The following is a 19,372-nucleotide window of genomic DNA, read 5'->3' as shown; positions in this document are numbered from 1 at the left end:
CGACCGCATACTTGCGGCCGCCAAAATGCGACGCTCATGGCTCATTCGATCGCACTTCCATTCCTCGCAGCCCTGCTCGCAGGCGTGGCGCTCTTTCTGGGCGAAAAGCTTCGGCGCTGCGCATCGCGGCTCCACGCCGCGGAACAGCGGCTCGAAGCCGCCCAGGACGAAGTCTGGGAGCTGAAATCCGCCGCCGCCGCGCGCGACAAGGCCGAAGCCGCGAGCGAAGCCAAGTCGCGCTTCCTCGCCACCGTCAGCCATGAGTTCAGAACGCCGCTCAACGGCATTCTCGGGCTGGCGGAGCTTCTGGCGGCCACGCCCCTGAACGCCGAACAGGATTCCTACCTCGCCGCGATCCGCGCATCCGGCGACGCCCTGTCGTCGCTCATCAACGACATCCTCGATTTCTCCCGGCTGGAAGCCGGAAAACTGGAGCTGAGGCCCGCCGAGTTCGACTTGCCCGCCCTCATCGAAGGCGCCGTGGAGCTTTTGGCGCCGCGCGCGCAGGACAAAGGCCTGGAGATATGCAGTTTTGTCGACAGGGAGGCGCCAAGACTGGTGATCGGCGACTCCGGCCGGTTGCGGCAAGTCCTCATCAACCTCGTCGGCAACGCGGTCAAATTCACCGAAAGCGGCGGTGTCGCGCTGGAAGTCGGCTCAGGCTCCGAGGGTCGGCTGCGTTTTTCCATCCGCGACACCGGGCCGGGCGTCCGCGAGTCGCAGCGCGCGGCGATTTTCCAGGATTTCGAACAGGGCGACGGCTCCTCGAGCCGGCGCCACGAGGGCGCCGGCCTGGGGCTGGCGATTTCGCGCCGGATTGTCGAACAGATGGGCGGCAAGCTGTGGCTCGAAAGCTCGGGACCGCGGGGATCGCAGTTCTGCTTCGAAATCCCCCTGGAGCGCGGCAAGTTTTCGCCGCGCGAGATCGGGCGACGGCTCCAGGAGCGACGCGTCCTGATCGTCGGCGATGCGCCGTTTGGCGGCGACTATCTGGCCCGCCGCCTCGCCGACGAGGGCGCGCAAACGCATGTCGCGCGCGACCAGGCGGGCGCGGCGTCGATGCTCGCCCAAAAATTCGAAATCGTCATTTTCGATTGCTCGCTCGGCGAAAAGATCATTGGCGATCTCTCGGCCCTGTCGCGAAATTTTCCAGACTGCCAGCGCGTGCTGCAATTCTCGCCTTTGGAGCGCCGCGCCTTCGGCGAGGCCATGCTGAAGCATTTTGACGGCTGGCTGGTGAAGCCGGTGCGCCTGGAATCCGTCGCAAAAAAACTTGTCCACGCCGCCGGCCGAGGGAACGAGGGCGAAGCGAGGAAGGCGGAAAGTCCGCCCCCCCTCCTCTCGGGAAAACACTTCTTGCTGGCGGAGGACAATGACGTCAACGCGCTGCTCGTCGAACGGCAACTCGGCAAGCTCGGCGCCAGTTTGCTTCGCGCGCACGACGGCGCGGAAGCCGTCACGCTCCTCGAGAGCAGCCTTGACGGCCTGATCCCGCGCTTCACCGCCGTTCTCATGGACCTGCGCATGCCCAGGCTCGACGGCTTGTCCGCGGCGAAAATGATACGCGCGATCGAACAGGCGCGGTTCGAAAAGCCCGTGCCGATCCTGGCGCTGACCGCCAATGCGTTCGACGACGACCGTGAGGCCGCGCTGCTCGCGGGCATGCAAGGATTTTTGACCAAACCCGTGGACCTCTCGGCGCTGGTCAGCACTCTGAGTGAGCTTGGCGCGGAGACCGTCAGCGCCACCCCTGCATATCCTTGAGCAGGCTTCTCCAATCCCGCAGTCTCTTGCACTGACGCCGATCCGCCGCTCGACCACGCCGGCGGGACCGGCGCGAAAACCCTTCCTTGCCTCGGTGTCACGGTTCGATTAAGCGCGGCGGATCAAGTTGCAAAAGCGCCGTCCTCAGGAAGTGCTGGCCGGTTGACGTGGAGTAGATAGCATCATGCAGGATCGCGCCCTGGTCAGCGTCGTCATTCCCTCCTTCAACCACGTGAAATATGTCGGGAGGGCCATCGACAGCGTGCTCGACCAGACCTATCCGCATTTCGAAATCGTCGTGATCGACGACGGCTCGCGCGATGGCTCCTACGAGTTCATCATGGAGCGCTACGGCCACGATCCCCGCGTGAAGGCGTCGCATCGGGAGAATCGGGGCGCGCACGAAACCCTCAACGAAGCCATCGCGGCTTCGACCGGCGCGTTCATCTCCATCCTGAATTCCGACGATGTCTATGCGCCGAACCGGCTGGCCGCTTTTGTCGAAGCGGCCGGCGAGGCGCCGTTCTTCGGCATATCGGCGCTGAACCTGGTGGATGAGAATGGCGTGAGTTTCGCGCCCGGCAGCGGCTACACCGAATATTACGACATGGTCTGCCGGCTTTCGGCAGGCAAGCCGGACGTTTATGGCCTGTGGTGCGGCAATATCGCCATCACCACCTCCAACTTCTTTTTTTCGCGATCGGTGTATGACGCGATCGGGCCTTTCCGGGCGCTGCGCTATGCCCATGACTGGGATTGGGCGTTGCGCGCGTCGGCGCGCTTCAACCTGCGCCGGATCACGGAAAAACTGCTCAGCTATCGCATCCATGGCTCGAACACGATTTTGGAGACTGACCGCTGGGCGCATGTGGTCGAAAACGCCTTTGTCTGCGCCTCGGCCTTGCGGCGCGACAAGGTCGACCTGCGCGACGCCTCGGCCGGGGCCCAACTTTTTGGCGGACTGCAGGTCAATTGGGCGTTCCCGCTGCTGCCGACGCTTTACTTGTTGGCCGATACGCGCGGCGAAGCGGAGCAATTGGCGCTGCTCGCCACGGGCGCGCTCCTGGAGGAAACCCGGCTCTTGCCGCAGGGCGCTGAAACAGACCCGCTGCTGTGGGAGTCGGCGCCGGGCGCGCTGCGCGGCTTGCGGGACTTGCGCGCCGCACGAGCGCAGGCTGAGCGCGACCGGGCCGCGGCCGGCGGCGAGTTGGCGGCAATCAAAAAGTCCCTGGCCTGGAAGCTGGTCGGCTGGCTATGGCGGCTGGAGACACGCAGGGCGCGGAAAGCCGCGAAGGCCGGCTGACTACCAGATCCAGAACAGCATGATCCAGGCGCCGACGCCGGCGCCGATGGCGGCGAGCATCGGGACCATGGCGACGAGCCGGCGCGGCGCGGCGGCGTAGAGGCCGCTCACCCGCCACGCAAGGCCGACGGCCCAAAGCCCGGCGCCGGCCAACAGGAACGCGCGGATTTGCGGGACAAAGGCCAAGCGAACCCCCTCCTGCTTGAGCAGGGTCACGGTCAGGGCGGACAGTCCGAGGAACACGCCGCAAGCCGCCACGGGAATCAGGCATTGGGCGAAATGGTGCAGCCGCGCCGAAGTTTTGGCCGGGCCGATGGCGCGGGCGGCGAGTCCGAGGCAGGCAAGGAGAAACCCGCCCATCACGGCGGCGGTCCCGGCGACATAGGCAAGCAGCATGGCGCCGTCGAGCAGCGACATGGTGTCGTTCTGGTCGGGATAATTGGTGAGCAGCCACCAGGGGGCGAGCGGCTGGAGCATCCACACCGCGCCAACGTCCACCAGTTTTTCCGCCGCGAGTTGTTTGAGCGCAACATACCAGGGGCTCGCCGACCAATGGAACGCGCCCACCGCCACCCCCATCAGCCCGAACACGATCAGCGCCGTCTCCCAGGGACGAGGGGTTTTGCCCGCGACATGGACGATCTCGCTGCCCGGCGCGCGGATCGACAGGGCGACGGAATCTTTGAAGCCGGAGCAGCGGCCGCACATGTGGCAGGCGCTCGCCCCCTTCATGATCTTGACCGGCACCAGCGGCGCGCAATTCAGCTTTGGCGTGGGGGCGCCGCTCTGGTTGTGGGCATGCCAAGCCCGCTCATCCACCTTGAAATGGATCGGCGCGAGTTTTGACAGAAGGCCAAACACCCCGGAAACCGGGCAGAGATAGCGGCACCAAACCCGCTTCGAGCGGCCCCAGAGATACCCCACGATCATGGCGGCCACGGTCGAGCCGCCGAGCACCAGCAGGGCCGGCGCGGCATATTGATAGACGCTGACCATCTGCCCGTAGATGGTGGTGAGGACGAAGGCGAGGAACGGCCAGCCCTTCCACGACAGCCAGTGCGGCAGCGAGCCGCCGCGGCCGTGTTCGCTCGCCAACTCGGTCAACGCGCCTTCCGGACAGAACACGCCGCACCAGACCCGGCCGACGAGAACCATGGATAGCAGCACGAACGGCCACCACACGCCCCAGAAGGCGAACTGGGCAAACAGAGTGAGGTTGTTCCAGATATGGGCGTGTGATTCGGGCAGCGGCAGGAAGGCGGGAACCGCGACCAGCAGCAGGTAGAAGCCAACAACGATCCACTGCACGCGGCGGATCAGAGCCTGATGGCGCATCAAGACATCGCCGAAACCGGCGAGCGCGCGGGCGGCGGCGCCTCTTGGCGCTGGCGCCGATGTCACGTCTGGCTCGCGGATCGCCATATTCATGCGGGGCTCATTTCGCCACAAGGATCGCCGGGGGCGCGTCGGGGTGGAAATCGTCGAAGAACGGATATTCTCCGGGATCGAGCGTGCGGAACACCAGGACGGACTCGGAGTCCGCCGCCAAGACCTTTTCCTTCTTCAACTCCTTGCTTTCGAATTCGGCCGGCGTCTTGCCGATATTCTTCAGCTCAAGGCGGAAGCGCGTGTTGGCCGGCACTTCCAGCCGCCCCGGCGTGATCGCGCCGTCGTTGAACTCGATGCGAAACGTCGGCTCCTCCGCCGCGCGCGCGGGCGCGAAAAACAACAACGGCGCCAGCAAGCCGCAAACCAAAGCCAGCCCCAGTCCCGTCGCCCGCATCGTCACCCTCCGTTCACGCCTCATCCGCAAGCAGGATGCAGGCCAATCAATAGCCGCCCTTCTTGCCGATGCCGGCAAAAGTAAACTCGTACACCGCCGTCAGCGGCTTGAACCATTCGCCCACGCCCGTCTCCTTGTCGGTGTGGCGACCGAAATGGTTGTGCATGGAGGAGTTCGGCGGCGAAATCGTGAGCGTCAGCTTGTATTTGCCGGGACCGAACATTTTGACGTTTTCGCCGTAATGCGGGCCGTCATTGGCGACCATGGGCATGAAATCCCCCTTGACCGTCTGGCCGTCGTCCAGCTTGGTCAGCTCGAAGCCGATGGCGAGATAGGGAATCCAGTCGCCTTCGGCGAAACCGTTGGGATTGCCTTTGGAGGCGTGAATGTCGGCCTCCAAATGCACGTCGGAGTCCTTGGCCGCGCGCATCATGCCGGGCGGGTCCATTTCGATGGGCTGGAGATAGACGGCGCCGACCTCCATGCCGCCGAGCTGCTGCTTTTTCCCGACAGGATATTCCTTGGCGGACGCGGCGCCTCCAAAAACGAGGACCGCGACAGCGGCGGAGGAGAAAATTTTGCGCATGCGACAGGCTCCAGTCCAAAATTCCATGCCGGCAATTTCCGCGAGCGGAGCCGTCGGCGCAAAAGATTTTCGGCAGTTTAGAGGTTTTCTAATCTGATGACGATGGCGCCCCCAACAAAAAAACCCCGCCTGAAAGGGCGGGGTTTCTGACGGGGGCCGAAGCGTTCAGCGCGGGGTCCAACCGATGGGGTCGCCGGGCGCCGGCAGCAACCCCTGGTGGAGCTCGTCGCGCCGGGCCGCGCCGCCGGGCGCGGCATAATTCAGCCGCGCGCTGTCCACGACATAAAGGTTTTGCGATCCCACGGGGACGACATTACCGGCGTCAAGGAAACTGCGGTGTTTTTTCACTTCGATCTGGTGGCTTTGCGCCAAGGCGGCGGAAGCGCCCAGGCTGGCGACGGCCACCGCCACGACAAAAACGGAAATGCGCATGGGACACTCCTGCTGCGAATGCTCAATTCTACTGCTTCCAACGGTCAAACGATAGCCGACGCTCGTCATTTTCTTCGCGCCGTGTCCGTGCAGGCACGGCTTTTTCGAACCCCCGCCGCGCCGAAGAAATCGGCGAGTTCGCGGTCCTGGCCCGCCGCGACGAGATCGAGCCGGTCGAGGACGCAGGCCAGATCGGCGAGGCCGAGCTTTTCGTCGCCGGCGCCGCACATCAAGCCGCCCATGGTCAAGGCGGGTTTTTCGAGCGCAAGCCGAAAACCGCGGCAATTGCCGCGCTTCACGTTCCCTGACCCGGAAAGCTCCACGGCTCCCGACTCGAAGTCGCCAAATCGGGTGGACAACGCCTGAGGCAGTTCCGCTTGCAGGACGCCGAGGCCCGATGCGGCGGCGCGGCGCGCCATGTCGACGAAATAGCCCGCATCGGCAACATCCTCGTCGCCCTGCCGATAGACGTTCAGGCGCAGAAAGGGCTTGGCGCCGCCGAATTGCCCGAAGGTCAGGACGTCCTCCCGTCCGCCGCCCGGCGCATGACGTCGCGCCGTATAAACGGGCTGGCCAAGACTCGGGGCGAGCAGTTCGAACAGCGGATAGGGTTTTGAGATCTCAACCCAGGCCGCCGGAGGGACCAGCGCGACAGGGGCGTCGCCGACCAGCGGCCAATCGCGCAACAGACCTGCCGTCCCCAGGGCGAGCAGGACGCCAAGCAGACTCTTGAGCGCCAGCCCGCGTCTCGCGGAAAGGACGCCGAGCGCCGATTGAGCCACGTTCATGGCGAAGGCGAGAGCTTCCTCTCCCCTCGCCTGCGCCGGCGCCTCGCGAAGAGAAGCGTCGGCGACGGTCACGCCGCGAGGCTCCGGCGCCCGCCCCGCCGATGGCTGGGCCGAAGGACGCCTGCCGTCCGCGAAATATTGGGGCGGGGGGTCGTTCCAGTTGTGTCTGAGATCGACGCCGAGATCGCGCACCCTCTGGCGCAGGGCGTCGATATCGGAGCGCTCGCCCAAACGACGGCGCGGCGTCTCCCGGACAAGAAATGGGGCGTTGTCGTCGTGAAAAGTGGTGCTGTCCGCCATCGGTCCCCTTCGCGCCACGAGCGCGCTCCGAACCTCCGAAATGTGCGCCGAAGGAGCGGAAGTCTGGTTACCGAGGGCCAAGCTTCTGGATTCATGATGAATCCGGCGTTAGGCGCCGTTTTGGGCGGAGCAAGGTCCGGATCAGGACAGCTTGAGGTCGAGGGACCCTTCCGAAAAGCCGATCACATCGGCTTCGAACAAGCGGCCGGGCTCGACACCGGGCGTCTTCGCGGCGGTAAAATCGTCGGCCCGCCCCGCCCCGCCGCGCTCGGAGAGAATTTTGACGCGCCGCCCCACCTGTTTCTCCAGATGGCGCGCCAAAACCCTGTCCCCCTCGGCGCGCAGGGTTTTGGCGCGCGCCTTGACGAGGGCCGACGGAACCGGCTTCATCCGCGCCGCAGGCGTTCCCGGCCGCGCGGAAAACGGAAAGACGTGGAGGAAGGCCAGACCGCAGTCCTCGACCAGCGCAAGGCTGCGTGCGGCAGCCGCGTCGTCTTCCGTGGGAAATCCAGCGATCAGATCGGCGCCGAAGGCCATTTCGGGCCGTTTTTCGCGCAAGCGCGCGCAAAAGTCCACGGCCTGGGCCCGGCTGTGGCGCCGCTTCATGCGTTTGAGGACGAGGTCGTCGCCGGATTGCAGCGACAGGTGCAAATAGGGGGTGAGCCGCTCTTCCTCCGCGAAGGCGGCGGTGAGATCGTCGTCGGCCTCAATGCAATCGATCGACGACAACCGCAGGCGCGGCAGTTTGGGCAGCTCGCGCAACAGCCGCCGTACGAGACGCCCCAGCTTTGGCGCTCCCGGGAGGTCGCCGCCCCAGGAGGTCAGATCGACGCCGGTGAGCACCAACTCCTTATGGCCCGTCTCCACGAACCGGCGCGCCTGCGCCAAGACCTCGTCCTCGGCGACGGAGCGCGAGGGACCGCGCCCCTGCGGAATCACGCAAAAGGTGCAGGAATGGTCGCAGCCGTTCTGCACGGCGAGGAAGGCGCGGGTGTGGCCTTCGAGCGCCGAAAGCAGCGGCGCCGGCGCATTGCCGCGACGCACCTCGGAGATCGCGCCGACGTTTTCGCGCGAAGCAAAATGGTCCCAACTGGCGGCGATGGTTTTTTCGGCATTGCCAAGCACATGCGCCACCTCGGGCATGTCGGCAAAAATTTTTGGCTCGATCTGCGCGGCGCAACCGGTGACGACGATGCGCGCGTCCGGTTGTTCCCGCGCAATGCGGCGGATCGCCTGCCGCGCCTGGCGCATCGCCTCGGCGGTGACCGCGCAGGTGTTGACGATCACAACGCCTTTTTCGGCGCCCTGCGCGGCCAGCGACCGGACGACTTCGGATTCGACCATGTTGAGACGGCAGCCGAAGGTGACGATCTCGGGGCCGTCCCGGGCGTCATCAGCCATTTTTACCCGCGAAGATGGCGGCGTCGAGTTTTTGCGAAAACTCGACTTCGACCGGACCGGTCATTTCGACGTGGTCGTCGGCCTCACGCCAATGAATGAGCAGATCGCCCCCGGGAAGCGAAATTTTTGTGCGACGTCCCGACAAACCCGCGCGCGCGGCGGCAACCCCGGTGGCGCAGGCGGCGGTGCCGCAGGCCAGCGTCAGCCCCGTCCCCCTCTCCCACACCTTTAGACGGATATGATCGGCGGTCAGCGGCTGCGCCAACGAAATATTGGCGCGCTGCGGAAACATCGGATCATGCTCCAGGCGCGGGCCGATCACTGCGAGGTTAAAAGCCTCAATCTCCTCGACGAAGAAAATGGCGTGCGGATTGCCCATGCTGACGCAAGAGGCGGGCGGGAGACCAAAATGGCCCAATTCGACCGCGGTCGTATCCACGTCGCGCGCCAGCGGAATGTCTTGCCAGCCCAGACGCGGCGGCCCCATGTCAACGGTGTAGGACAGCGCGCCTTCGCGAACAACCTCCAGCCGACCGGCGGAGGTGGCGAGGCGCAATTGGGTCGCTCCGGTCCTTTCGGCGAGATAATGCGCGACGCAGCGCGTGCCATTGCCGCAGGACGCCGAAAGCGAGCCATCCTGGTTGAAAATGGTCATGAACGCGGTCTCGCCGGGCTCGGAAGGATCGCCCAAAACCATCAACTGGTCATAGGCGAGCCCCGGCGCCCGCGCCAGGGCGCGAGCGTCTTCCGCGCGGGGGAGAAAACCGGCGCCGCGCAGGTCGAGGACAAGGATGGCGTTGCCGGCGCCGTTCATCTTGTGAATCTCGCGCCCGACCAAAGGATTTTCCGCAAAAGCGGTAAGAGGCGCCTGATCCATGCTTGCCCGCCATTCATGTCCGGTTTAGGCGGTATATAAGAGAAAAGACGGTGCGGGGCCATAGACCGCGGACGTTGCATTTTCGACGATTGTTTGGAGCTTGCCATGAAGAACGGCCACTTTGCTTCCTGCCGCGCGCCGCTGCTCGCCTGCATGGCGCTGGCCGTCGCCGTGACCGCGAGCGTCGCGCAAACACCGGCGCCCACGCCCGCCCCGTCGGCCCCCGCAGATGCGGCGCCGCCCGCCGCCGCCCCGGAATCGGAAACGCTGAAGCCCGCCGACCTCGCCGGCCGGCCCGCGCTGGTCATACACAGTTCCGCGAACTGGGAAGACGGCTACGCGAAAATCCGCGAGGGCATCGAGAAACTGCGCGCCGCCGCCCAAAAGGCCGGGTTGAAACCCGTCGACCACGGCATGGCCGCCTTCACCGAGACCGACGACGCCGGCTTCAAGTTCGACGCCATCCTGCCGGTCGAGCCCGTCGCCAAGCCGAGCCTGCCCGACGGGATCATTCTCGGGGAAACGCCGGCCGGAAAGGCGATCAAATTCACCCACACCGGCAGCTACGACGACATCGACACCACCTACGACGCCATCACCGCCTATCTCGACGAGAAGGGCCTCGAGGCGACCAATATCTATCTCGAGGACTATCTGGTCGAGGGCAAGGACGCGTCCGACCAGGCGCTCAAGGCCGATATCTACGTGTTCTTGAAATGAACGATTCGTATCGATAGCCATGGTTCGAGACGGCTGCTTTGCAGCCTCCTAACCATGAGGGGACCCTCTATATAAAATTAGCCCCCATGCTGAGGAGCCGCCCAAGGGCGGCGTCTCGAAGCACGAGGGCTATCCACGGACCTCTCAACGATCTGATACGATTTCCGAAGGATCAATTCGGAAATCGTATTCCGCTCGCGCGGAAATCCGCCCTTCGCCTGAAGGATTTCCGCGCGATTTCGTTTTCGCGGATCGCGAAGCGATCTTGCGGAAACCGTATGAGGCGTCGCTTCCCTTCAGATCGCCTTCTTCAGCGCGTTGGCGATGGCGTCGCCCATCGCCGAGGTCGAGATGCTCGACGCCGCCTCGCCCTTGATGTCTGCGGTGCGCAGGCCGGCGGCGAGCACGTCGGAAATCGCCTTTTCGATGAGGTCGGCGGCCTCGATCAGGCCAAAGGAATAGCGCAAAGCCATGCCGAACGAGCCGATCATGGCGATCGGATTGGCGATGCCCTTGCCCGCGATATCCGGCGCCGAGCCGTGCACGGGTTCATACATCGCCTTGCGCTTGCCATTGGCGTCGGCTTCGCCGAGCGACGCAGACGGCAGCATGCCCAGCGATCCCGTCAGCATCGAGGCGACGTCCGACAGCATGTCGCCAAAAAGGTTGTCCGTGACGATCACGTCGAACTGCTTGGGCCAGCGCACCAACTGCATGCCCAGCGCATCCGCCAGCATGTGCTCGAGCTTGACGTCGGCATAAGACTTCTTGTGGAGGTCGGTGACGACTTCCTTCCACAGCACGCCCGACTTCATCACATTGTGTTTTTCCGAGGAGGTCACCTTGTTGTTGCGCTTGCGCGCCAGCTCGAAGGCGACCGCCGCGATGCGCTCGATCTCGTAGGTTTCGTAGACCTGGGTGTCGACGGCGCGCTTCTGGCCATTGGGCAGGTTGGTGATTTCCTTGGGCTCGCCGAAATAGACACCGCCGGTCAGCTCGCGCACGATCATGATGTCGAGGCCTTCGACAATGTCGCGCTTGAGCGAGGAGGCGTCGGCGAGCGCCGGATAGCAGATGGCGGGGCGCAGGTTGGCGAACAGGCCCAGATCTTTTCGCAGACGCAGCAATCCCGCTTCGGGGCGCACTTCGTAGGGAACATTGGCCCATTTCGGACCGCCCACGGCGGCGAGCAGCACCGCGTCGGCGGCCTGCGCCCGCGCCATGTCCGCTTCCGAAATGGCCAGTCCATGCGCGTCATAGGCGGAGCCGCCGACGAGCCCTTTTTCGAATTCGAATTTGGCGAGACCGGCGTCCGAAACGATTTTTGCAACCTTTTCGACTTCCGCCGTCACTTCCGGCCCGATGCCATCGCCGGGAAGCAGGAAAATATTGTAGCTCGCCATCATCAGCCTCTTTGCGGATTTTTGGGGGATTTGGCGGCCTTGCTAAACCTGCGCGCGTCCCTTGGCAAGGATTCGGCGGGGGAAAAAGAAAATCCCGCGCGCCGAAGCGCGCGGGACGATTTTCGATCCGATCTGCCGACCGCGATCAGAAGGTGAAGCGGGCGCCGACGGTCGGGGCCCAGTTGACACTGTATTGCGAGCCGTTCGAGAAGCCGCCGTTCCAGGTCGACCAGGACACGCCGCCGTACACATCGAAGCGCTTGGTGAAGTGGTACACGGCGGAAAGGCTGGCCTGATTCATCGTGCCGGCGCAGGTGCCCGACGAACGGTTGTTGGTGTTGCAGGCGCGCTGGGTCGCGGCGGAGCCATAGCTGTTCTGGTTGGCATGCTCGTAGACCGCGATGATGTCGGTCTTGGGATCCCAGGCGTACTTCACGCCGAACCATTCGACGTCCAGCAGACGAGCGTTCGGATAGGCATTGTTGTTCACGGAGCTCAGGACATAGCCGCCCTGGTCGTTCTGCGAACCGATGCCGACCGGGTTCTTCGGGTTGTGGAAGATCATGTGGGACCAGCCACCGTAGAACTTCCACTGGTTCCAGGTGTACTTGGCGCCGATCGAACCGCCAGTGGTGTCCGCCGCAGTGCCCGAGAGCGTGCCGGCGTTGCTGTTGTTGACCGTGTTGATGGCCACATTCGTGCTGCTGCCGGGAAGCGTCAGGGTGTCGACGCCGCGCAACTGCGTCGTGTTGAGCGCGCCGCTGTTGATGGCCTGGTTGAAGTAGCCGATCACGCCGTCGACGTCGAAGCCGGCATAGGAGAACCCAACGTCGAACTGGGCGGCGTCGTTCTGACGCTTGAAGAACACGGTGGGCGTGTTGGCGTTGCCGGCGTTGCTGCCGCTGTTGCCGTCGACGAACTTGTACATGGCGCCAAAGCGGACCGGGCCGTAGGTAACCTTGTACTTCAGCGAGTTGTCCCAACGGCTGTCGCCGGTGAAGCCGAGACCGGCGCCGAACGAGCCGGAATAGCCAATGAAGGAGAAAGCAGGCGCGCCGCCGGTCGGGTCATAGGCGCCGAACAGATCATTGTTCAGGGTCCGGTGGCGACCGAAGGTCAGTGTGCCGAACGTCTTGCTGGACACACCGAAGTTCGCCTGGTCGTTGAAGGCTTGACCGCCGCGCGAACCGTCGCCGTTCTGCGACTGCGAGATGAGCGGCACGCCCGAGTTGTCGACCAGCGAACCCGGAGCGTTCTGCAACTGGCCGGACTGCGGGTTGAAATAGGTGTTGAGGGTGAAAACGCCGGCCCAGTCGGGGATCAACTCGACCGAACCCTTGACGCCGACCTGGCTGTTGCCGAGACCGTTCGGGTTGAAGCCAAAGTACGGCCGGTTGCCGGCCTTGGTGATCATTTCATTGCCGTTGTAGTACTTGCTGTTCAGCGGCGCGCCATGGGACGCGTAGCTGAGGCCGCCGTCAATGGCGCCGTTGATGCAGATGCCCTTCCAGCAGATCGGGCCATCATCCAGGACCACCGGCAGCGGTCCCTTGGTCACCTGCGCCAGGAAATCGGTCGGCGAGGCGGACGCGTCGGCGGCCTGCTGCGTTTCCAGCTTGCTGAGGCGCTTCTCGAGAGCCGCGTTCTGCTTCTTGAGCTCCGTGGCCTGGGCGCGCAGGGCCGTTACGGAGCCATCTTCCGCGCGGGCCACGCCCGACGCCGTGAGTACCGCAGCAGCCGCGACCGCCGCCATCCATTTGGTCTTCATTTCAACTCCTGTCGGGCTTTCGCCGCTGTTTGCGCGAAATCAAAACACAAGATTCAAAGATCGCCGGAGGAGAAGGGAGGGGCCGACGCATTGATCATGTGCTTGTCTGTTGCGCCCGACCAATAACCTGAACCATTTGCCCAAGAAAAGGCCCCGTTGTAGCCTCTATTATGTCACGTCTCTGACGCTTTTATGACAGTTTAAACACAAAATTGATAATCACGGAATTATTCTCTTTTCTATACGTTAGAAATAGTGATTTTTTTTCTTTTTGCTATAAAAACATTGTTTCTGTTCTCCGGTCTCGGACCGTTGCATATGGGCAACGCCGTAGCGGAAATCCGTCTTGGGGAATGATCAGACGCCTCCGCAACCGAACGCAAAAAATCCCGCGAGCCGAAGCTCGCGGGACGATTTCGATCCGATCGTCTGTCGGCGATCAGAAGACGAAGCGGGCGCCGACAGACGGCGTCCAATTGGAGTTGTAGAGGTAACCGGCGGCGAGGCCGCCGGCGAAGTTGGAATAGGACACGCCGCCGTACACGTCGAAGCGCTTGGTGAAGTGGTAGTCCACGAAGGCGCCGAACTGGTTGATGTAACCGGAGCAAGAGCTGGCGCGAACCGCGTTCGTGCCGCCGCAGTTGGCGGCGACAGCGCCAGCGAGCGTGTTGGTGTAGTAGCTGTTTTGACCCACGTGCACGTATTGCGCGACGATGTCGGTCTTGGGATCCCAAGCGTACCTCACGCCGAACCACTCGGTGTCAAGCAGACGGGCGCGCGGGAAAGCTCTGTTGTTGACCGAGCTGTAAACGTAGCCGCCCTGATCGTTCTGCGAACCAATGCCGACCGGGTCAGCCGGGTTGTGGGAGATGAGATGCGCCCAACCCGCGTAGAACTTCCACTGGTTCCAGGTGTATTTCGCGCCGATCGCGCCGCCGGTGGCGTCCTGAGCCGTGCCAGAGAGCGTGCCGGAATTGTTGTTGCCGACCGTGGTCACCGCGGCGCCGGGAAGCGGAGGCGTGAAGGTCGACGTGCCGCTCAACTGGAGGCTGCTCAGAACCGAGGCATTGGTGGCTTGGTGGTAGTAGCCGATCACACCGTCAATATCGAAGCCGCCATAAGAGGCGCCGAGATCGAACTGGGCGGCGTCATTATGACGCCCATAGAAGACCCGCGGCACGGTCGTCCCGTTCACGGTGCCAACGGGGCATCCCGTGGAGCCGATGAGGCAGGTGGTGTTGCCCCAGTTGCTGCCGCCGTTGCCGTCAACGAACTTGTACATGGCGCCGAAGCGGGCCGGGCCGTAGCTGACCTTGTACTTCAGCGAGTTGTCCCAGCGGCCGTCGCCGGTATAGGCCAAGCCGGAGACGTAGGACCCGGAATAGCCGATCAGCGAATAGGCCGGAGCGCCGCCGGTCGCGTCATAGGCGCCGACCAGATCGGTCGCGAAGGTGCGGTGGCGACCGAAGGTCAGCGTGCCGAACTCCTTCGAGGACACACCGAAGTTCAGCTGGTCGTTGAAGGCCTGACCGCCGCGCGAACCATCGGAGTTGAGCGACTGCGCCGCAACCGCAAGGCCTTGGTTGTCGACCAGCGATCCCGGGGCGTTCTGGAGCTGGCCGGACTGCGGGTTGAAATAGGTGTTGGCGGTGAACACGCCGGACAGGCCGGGCAGGATTTCGACCGAGCCCTTGATGCCGATCTGGCTGTTGCCGAGGCCGTTCGGGTTGAAGCCGAAATACGCGTGGTTCGCGTTCCGGGTCAGCTGCTCGTTGCCGTTATAGTACTTGCTGTTCAGCGGGATGCCATGCTGCGCCCAGGCGAGGCCGCCGTCGATGGCGCCGTTGATGCAGATGCCCTTCCAGCAGATCGGACCGTCATCGGGCACGACCGGCAGCGGACCCTTGGTTACTTGGGCGAGGAAATCGCCGGACGCGGGCGCCGTCTGGCCCGCCTGCGCCTCGAGCGCGCTGAGGCGCGATTCGAGGGCCTCGTTCTGCTTCTTCAGGGCCGCCGCCTGAGCCTTCAGGTCCTTGACGCTGACGGTCTCCTCGGCGCGCGCGCCCGCCGCGCTCATGATCGCGACCGCTGCGACCGCGGCCATCCACTTATGTTTCATGTTCTGCTCCTGTCGAGCTTCAGCCGCTATTGGGCGCGCCGGACGACGCGCATGAGGTCCGTCTTGTGGTGAGGGGAACCGACGAACAACGTTGCTATTGGCAAGTCGTGTTTTACTTACATCGCCCGCCCGACCCGATAAAGGTCATTTCTTGGGCGCCCTTTCGACTCTACTTCGTCTGATTTGACCAGTCCGCACGCGCACGTCCCGTTCCAGGGAAAAATAATGCCTCAAATAGCTTGAGCGAAGCTGAATTTCCTCTTTATGTAGATAATTTTCCTATTTTCAGCGCCTCTGACGCGACTGTTGCAAACACGCAACAAGCGTCGGGAAATTGGCCAGGCCGCTCAGGCGACAAAGAAAGACCCGCGAACCGAGGTTCGCGGGTCTCCATTTGTTTAGGCTTCTGTTTCGAGATCAGAAGACGAAGCGGGCGCCGACGGACGGGGTCCAGTTGGTGTTGTAGAAGTAGCCGGCGGCGAGACCGCCAGCAAAGTTGGAATAGGACACGCCGCCGTACACGTCGAAGCGCTTGGTGAAGTGGTAGTCCACGTAGGCGCCGAACTGGTTGATGTAACCGGAGCAAGAGCTGGCGCGAACCGCGTTCGTGCCGCCGCAATTGGCGGCGACGGCGCCAGCGGGCGTGTTGGTGTAGTAGTTGTTCTGACCCACGTGCACGTATTGCGCGACGATGTCGGTCTTGGGATCCCAAGCGTACCTCACGCCGAACCACTCGGTGTCAAGCAGACGGGCGCGCGGGAACGCTCTGTTGTTGACCGAGCTGTAAACGTAGCCGCCCTGATCGTTCTGCGAACCAATGCCGACCGGGTCAGCCGGGTTGTGGGAGATGAGATGCGCCCAACCCGCGTAGAACTTCCACTGGTTCCAGGTGTATTTCGCGCCGATCGCGCCGCCCGTGGCGTCCTGAGCCGTGCCAGAGAGCGTGCCGGAATTGTTGTTGCCGACCGTGGTCAACGCGGCTCCGGGAAGCGGAGGCGTGAAGGTCGACGTGCCGCTCAACTGGAGGGAAGACAAAGCCGCGCCGGTGGTGGCCTGGTGGTAGTAGCCGATCACGCCGTCAATATCGAAGCCGCCATAGGAGGCGCCGAGATCGAACTGGGCGGCGTCATTATGACGAGCATAGAAGACCCGCGGCACGGTCGTCCCGTTCACGGTGCCAACCGGGCATCCCGTGGAGCCGATAAGGCAGGTGGTGTTGCCCCAGTTGCTGCCGCCGTTGCCGTCGATGAACTTGTACATGGCGCCGAAGCGGGCCGGGCCGTAGCTGACCTTGTACTTCAGCGAGTTGTCCCAGCGGCCGTCGCCGGTATAGCCCAAGCCCGAGACGTAGGATCCGGAATAACCGAGCAACGAATAGGCCGAAGCGCCGCCGGTCGCGTCATAGGCGACGACCAGATCGGTCGCGAAGGTGCGATGACGACCGAAGGTCAGCGTGCCGAAATCTTTCGAGGACACACCGACGAACAACTGGTCGTTGAAGGCCTGGCCGCCGCGCGAACCGTCAGCGGAAAGCGAACGCGCCGCAACCGGGAGACCCTGGTTGTCGACCAGCGAACCCGGGGCGTTCTGGAGCTGGCCGGACTGCGGGTTGAAATAGGTGTTGGCGGTGAACACGCCGGACCAGCCGGGCAGGATTTCGACCGAACCCTTGATGCCGATCTGGCTGCTGCCGAGGCCGTTCGGGTTGAAGCCGAAGTAGGGGCGGTTCGCCTGGCTCGTCAGCATTCCGTTGCCGTTGTAGTACTTGGCGTTCAGCGGCGCGCCATGCTGCGCCCAGGCGAGACCGCCATCGATGGCGCCGTTGATGCAGATGCCCTTCCAGCAGATCGGGCCGTCATCGAGCACGACCGGCAGCGGACCCTTGGTCACCTGGGCGAGAAAATCGGTCGGAGAAGCGGACGCGTCGGCGGCCTGCTGCGTCTCCAGCTTGTTGAGGCGCTGCTCTAGAGCGGCGTTCTGCTTCTTGAGCTCGGCGGCCTGGGCCTTGAGAGCCTTGACGTCGGCTTGATCACCGGCATAAGCGACGGAGCTCGCGGACATCAACGCGAGGACGGCGGCCGCTGCCATCAAATGGTTCTTCATTTCGGTCTCCAAATCCAGGGTCAAAGGCCGTTCGAGACGCATAAACGTCGCGGCAACCTGAAACTACGAGGCGCGCTTAACCCCTCAAGCGCGGCTGTCATAACCAATAAAATCGGCTCAAATTTTTGGCAACGACCCGCGGCCTCGAAAGCCGCCTCTGGGCGCGGTTTGCAGAAGTCTGTTTCAAATTTGCCACATTTTTTTGGGCGTTTTGTGACAATCCGAATCTAAAATGCCGACTGTTGGCTCAAAGATCAGAGCCAGCGGCAGCCCGAGGATCTCCTGTGACGGAGGCCGGTCGTCATCGCCCTCCTTGCGGGCCGACCAGTTGACGCAAAGCCTCGTCAACGCTGTGGAAAATCCGCGTCTCGCCGCTGGCGTCCGGACGGGCGAGCGCCTCCACCACCCCGGAGGCGCGCAGGGCCGCCTGCGCGCGCACGGACTCGAGCCGAGCGATGGCGAAATCGCAGCCGAGCCCGTGGCAATGCTTGATCGCCGCGGCCAGCGCCCGCGCCGCCGTGTAGTCGATGGAAACGATGGCGGAGGCCTCGAGGACGATGAGCCGCATCGGCTGTCGCTGCGCAAGCTCCTGCAATTGCATCCGGAACCGGTCGGCGTTGAGGTGGGACAGCGGCGCCTGGAAGCCGACCACGGCGACCCCGGGGAGGGTTTCGCCGGGGCAGGAAGGATTGCGCGGCCACCACACGGTTTCACCCGGCAGGCGCTCGAACGTTTGCAAGTCGGTCTGCGTCGTCGACCAGACGCCGTGGATCAGCGACAGGATGATCGCCAGCGCCACCCCGGTCTGCACCGGCAGCAGCACCACGGCCGCCGCCGTGATCGCCATCAGCAGGAATTCAGGCCGGGAACGCCGGAAAATGTCGCGCATGTCGGCCAGCCTCACGATGCGGCCGGCGATGAACAGCAGGATGGCCGCCAATGAGGCTTCCGGCGTGTGGCTGAGGAATTTCTCGCCGAACGCCGCGAGCAGCGCGAGCGCAAGCGCGGCGGAGAGCCCGGACAGTTGCGATCGCCCGCCGCTGGCCTCGACCATCGCGGTTCGCGGCGGGCTGGCGTTGACGGGGAAGGCGCCGAACAGCCCCGCCAGCAGGCCGCCCGCGCCAATGCCGACAAAATCCCTGTTGATGTCGGTCTCCCCGTCGGGCGATCCATAGGCGCGCGAAACGGCCGCGCTCTGCACCATGATGACGAGCGTCAGGAGAACGGCGAGGCCGACCAGCCTGAAGACCTGTTCGACACTGGCGTCCAGCGCAACCGATTTCGGCCACTCGACGGGAAAGGCCCCAATGACCGGAAGCGCGGCGGGATCGACATCGAACCACAGCGCGCCAAACGTGGCCGCGCCCACCGCCAGCAAGGCGGCGGGAAGCCGTGGCGCAAAAACCTCGGCCGCGACGATCAGGGCGAGGCTAGCCAGGCCGACGGACATCGCCAGCGGCTTGGCCTCGCCGATCCGGGCCGCGATCTCGCCGGCGCGCTGCAACGCGTCGCCCGAACCCGGGGGCAGGCCAAGCAGCGCCGGCAATTGCGACATCACGATGTGGACGGCTATACCGGCCAAAAACCCGGTCAGCACCGGGATCGACAGCAGATTGGCGACCCAGCCGGCGCGAAACAGCCCGGCCCCGCACATCGTCGCGCCGACGAGAAAAGCCAGCAGCGCCGAGAGCATGGCGTAGTCCGCGCCGCCCACCGGCGCGATCAGGGCGAGCGAGGCGGCGAAAATGGGCATGATCGTCGAATCCGCACCCACCGACATCAAGCGATTGGCGCCGAACGCGGCGAAGCCGAGCGCGCCCGCCATAAAGGCGAAAAAGCCGATCGAAGGCGCGTAGCCGCCGAGGCGCGCCGTCGCCATCTGCTCGGGCGCGGCGATGGCGGCCAGCGTCAGCCCCGCCAGCAGATCGGCGCGCCACGAGGCGCCGGCGCCCATCAAGCCGCGAAACAACAACCGGCTTTTTTCCGTTCCGTTCATCGGCGCCCCCTCGCCAAATCTGTCCCATG

Annotated in this window: 15 protein-coding genes; 3 read left to right on the top strand and 12 right to left on the bottom strand. The window is 64.1% G+C overall.

Annotation, left to right across the window (positions count from 1 at the left end; translation table 11 throughout):
- Nucleotides 1-36 precede the first annotated feature (36 nt).
- Together GJ654_RS07490 and GJ654_RS07485 are read left to right on the top strand one after the other, a co-directional pair.
- Nucleotides 37-1,764 carry an ATP-binding protein gene (locus GJ654_RS07490; RefSeq protein ID WP_155445508.1) on the top strand — a complete coding sequence of 576 codons (1,728 nt, stop codon included), beginning with the start codon at nt 37-39 and terminating at the stop codon, nt 1,762-1,764.
- Between the two features lie 184 nt (nt 1,765-1,948).
- Nucleotides 1,949-3,067, top strand: coding sequence for a glycosyltransferase family 2 protein (locus GJ654_RS07485; RefSeq protein WP_155445507.1), 1,119 nt, complete (start codon nt 1,949-1,951; stop codon nt 3,065-3,067).
- On the opposite strand, the gene GJ654_RS07480 is transcribed toward GJ654_RS07485, so the two are convergent.
- The 7 genes from GJ654_RS07480 to dapF all read right to left on the bottom strand — a co-directional run bounded on the left by GJ654_RS07480 (nt 3,068) and on the right by dapF (nt 9,234).
- Nucleotides 3,068-4,468, bottom strand: a complete 1,401-nt coding sequence (locus GJ654_RS07480; RefSeq protein WP_425540377.1) for a 4Fe-4S binding protein — start codon at nt 4,466-4,468, stop codon at nt 3,068-3,070.
- Between the two features lie 34 nt (nt 4,469-4,502).
- Nucleotides 4,503-4,850 carry a cupredoxin domain-containing protein gene (locus GJ654_RS07475; RefSeq protein ID WP_246664645.1) on the bottom strand — a complete coding sequence of 116 codons (348 nt, stop codon included), beginning with the start codon at nt 4,848-4,850 and terminating at the stop codon, nt 4,503-4,505.
- Between the two features lie 46 nt (nt 4,851-4,896).
- Nucleotides 4,897-5,436 carry an iron transporter gene (locus GJ654_RS07470; protein WP_155445504.1) on the bottom strand — a complete coding sequence of 180 codons (540 nt, stop codon included), beginning with the start codon at nt 5,434-5,436 and terminating at the stop codon, nt 4,897-4,899.
- A gap of 165 nt (nt 5,437-5,601) precedes the next feature.
- Nucleotides 5,602-5,868 (bottom strand): hypothetical protein, encoded by a 267-nt coding sequence (locus tag GJ654_RS07465; RefSeq protein ID WP_155445503.1) that lies wholly within the window; start codon nt 5,866-5,868, stop codon nt 5,602-5,604.
- 65 nt (nt 5,869-5,933) lie between these two features.
- Nucleotides 5,934-6,956 (bottom strand): hypothetical protein, encoded by a 1,023-nt coding sequence (locus tag GJ654_RS07460; RefSeq protein WP_155445502.1) that lies wholly within the window; start codon nt 6,954-6,956, stop codon nt 5,934-5,936.
- Between the two features lie 141 nt (nt 6,957-7,097).
- Nucleotides 7,098-8,357, bottom strand: a complete 1,260-nt coding sequence (gene mtaB, locus GJ654_RS07455; protein WP_155445501.1) for a tRNA (N(6)-L-threonylcarbamoyladenosine(37)-C(2))-methylthiotransferase MtaB — start codon at nt 8,355-8,357, stop codon at nt 7,098-7,100.
- A complete protein-coding gene (gene dapF, locus GJ654_RS07450) occupies nt 8,350-9,234 on the bottom strand; it encodes a diaminopimelate epimerase (protein ID WP_155445500.1) in 885 nt (294 codons plus the stop codon). The genes mtaB and dapF overlap by 8 nt, the downstream gene beginning before the upstream one ends.
- Nucleotides 9,235-9,339: 105 nt before the next feature.
- On the opposite strand from dapF, the gene GJ654_RS07445 reads away from it, so the two are divergent.
- On the top strand, nt 9,340-9,954 hold the full coding sequence (locus GJ654_RS07445) for a GyrI-like domain-containing protein (RefSeq protein ID WP_155445499.1): 615 nt from the start codon (nt 9,340-9,342) through the stop codon (nt 9,952-9,954).
- Nucleotides 9,955-10,250: 296 nt separating this feature from the next.
- On the opposite strand, the gene leuB is transcribed toward GJ654_RS07445, so the two are convergent.
- The 5 genes from leuB to GJ654_RS07420 form a co-directional block, all read right to left on the bottom strand.
- Nucleotides 10,251-11,357 (bottom strand): 3-isopropylmalate dehydrogenase, encoded by a 1,107-nt coding sequence (gene leuB / locus GJ654_RS07440; protein ID WP_155445498.1) that lies wholly within the window; start codon nt 11,355-11,357, stop codon nt 10,251-10,253.
- 145 nt (nt 11,358-11,502) lie between these two features.
- Entirely contained in the window at nt 11,503-13,125 is a 1,623-nt protein-coding gene (locus GJ654_RS07435) for a porin (protein ID WP_155445497.1), read from the bottom strand.
- 439 nt (nt 13,126-13,564) lie between these two features.
- Nucleotides 13,565-15,244, bottom strand: coding sequence for a porin (locus GJ654_RS07430; protein ID WP_155445496.1), 1,680 nt, complete (start codon nt 15,242-15,244; stop codon nt 13,565-13,567).
- A gap of 417 nt (nt 15,245-15,661) precedes the next feature.
- Nucleotides 15,662-17,347: a porin gene (locus tag GJ654_RS07425; protein ID WP_196305464.1), complete on the bottom strand. Its 1,686-nt coding sequence runs from the start codon at nt 17,345-17,347 to the stop codon at nt 15,662-15,664.
- Between the two features lie 301 nt (nt 17,348-17,648).
- The gene (locus GJ654_RS07420) at nt 17,649-19,343 is read right to left on the bottom strand and encodes a SulP family inorganic anion transporter (RefSeq protein WP_246664644.1); all 1,695 of its coding nucleotides are present in this window, start codon (nt 19,341-19,343) and stop codon (nt 17,649-17,651) included.
- Nucleotides 19,344-19,372 lie beyond the last annotated feature (29 nt).

The sequence above is a fragment of the Rhodoblastus acidophilus genome (genome assembly GCF_009720655.1).
Classification (GTDB): Bacteria; Pseudomonadota; Alphaproteobacteria; order Rhizobiales; family Beijerinckiaceae; genus Rhodoblastus; species Rhodoblastus acidophilus_A.
Note: the sequence above shows the minus strand (reverse complement) of the source record. Positions and strands in the feature narration are given on the sequence as shown.

What these genes read in the sequence shown, in the direction of transcription:
- GJ654_RS07490 (WP_155445508.1), top strand. Translation starts at nt 37, where the DNA reads ATGGCTCATTCGATCGCACTTCCATTCCTCGCAGCCCTGCTCGCAGGC.
- GJ654_RS07485 (WP_155445507.1), top strand. Translation starts at nt 1,949, where the DNA reads ATGCAGGATCGCGCCCTGGTCAGCGTCGTCATTCCCTCCTTCAACCAC.
- GJ654_RS07475 (WP_246664645.1), bottom strand. Translation starts at nt 4,850, where the DNA reads ATGCGGGCGACGGGACTGGGGCTGGCTTTGGTTTGCGGCTTGCTGGCG.
- GJ654_RS07470 (WP_155445504.1), bottom strand. Translation starts at nt 5,436, where the DNA reads ATGCGCAAAATTTTCTCCTCCGCCGCTGTCGCGGTCCTCGTTTTTGGA.
- GJ654_RS07465 (WP_155445503.1), bottom strand. Translation starts at nt 5,868, where the DNA reads ATGCGCATTTCCGTTTTTGTCGTGGCGGTGGCCGTCGCCAGCCTGGGC.
- GJ654_RS07460 (WP_155445502.1), bottom strand. Translation starts at nt 6,956, where the DNA reads ATGGCGGACAGCACCACTTTTCACGACGACAACGCCCCATTTCTTGTC.
- mtaB (WP_155445501.1), bottom strand. Translation starts at nt 8,357, where the DNA reads ATGGCTGATGACGCCCGGGACGGCCCCGAGATCGTCACCTTCGGCTGC.
- dapF (WP_155445500.1), bottom strand. Translation starts at nt 9,234, where the DNA reads ATGGATCAGGCGCCTCTTACCGCTTTTGCGGAAAATCCTTTGGTCGGG.
- GJ654_RS07445 (WP_155445499.1), top strand. Translation starts at nt 9,340, where the DNA reads ATGAAGAACGGCCACTTTGCTTCCTGCCGCGCGCCGCTGCTCGCCTGC.
- leuB (WP_155445498.1), bottom strand. Translation starts at nt 11,357, where the DNA reads ATGGCGAGCTACAATATTTTCCTGCTTCCCGGCGATGGCATCGGGCCG.
- GJ654_RS07435 (WP_155445497.1), bottom strand. Translation starts at nt 13,125, where the DNA reads ATGAAGACCAAATGGATGGCGGCGGTCGCGGCTGCTGCGGTACTCACG.
- GJ654_RS07430 (WP_155445496.1), bottom strand. Translation starts at nt 15,244, where the DNA reads ATGAAACATAAGTGGATGGCCGCGGTCGCAGCGGTCGCGATCATGAGC.
- GJ654_RS07425 (WP_196305464.1), bottom strand. Translation starts at nt 17,347, where the DNA reads ATGAAGAACCATTTGATGGCAGCGGCCGCCGTCCTCGCGTTGATGTCC.
- GJ654_RS07420 (WP_246664644.1), bottom strand. Translation starts at nt 19,343, where the DNA reads ATGAACGGAACGGAAAAAAGCCGGTTGTTGTTTCGCGGCTTGATGGGC.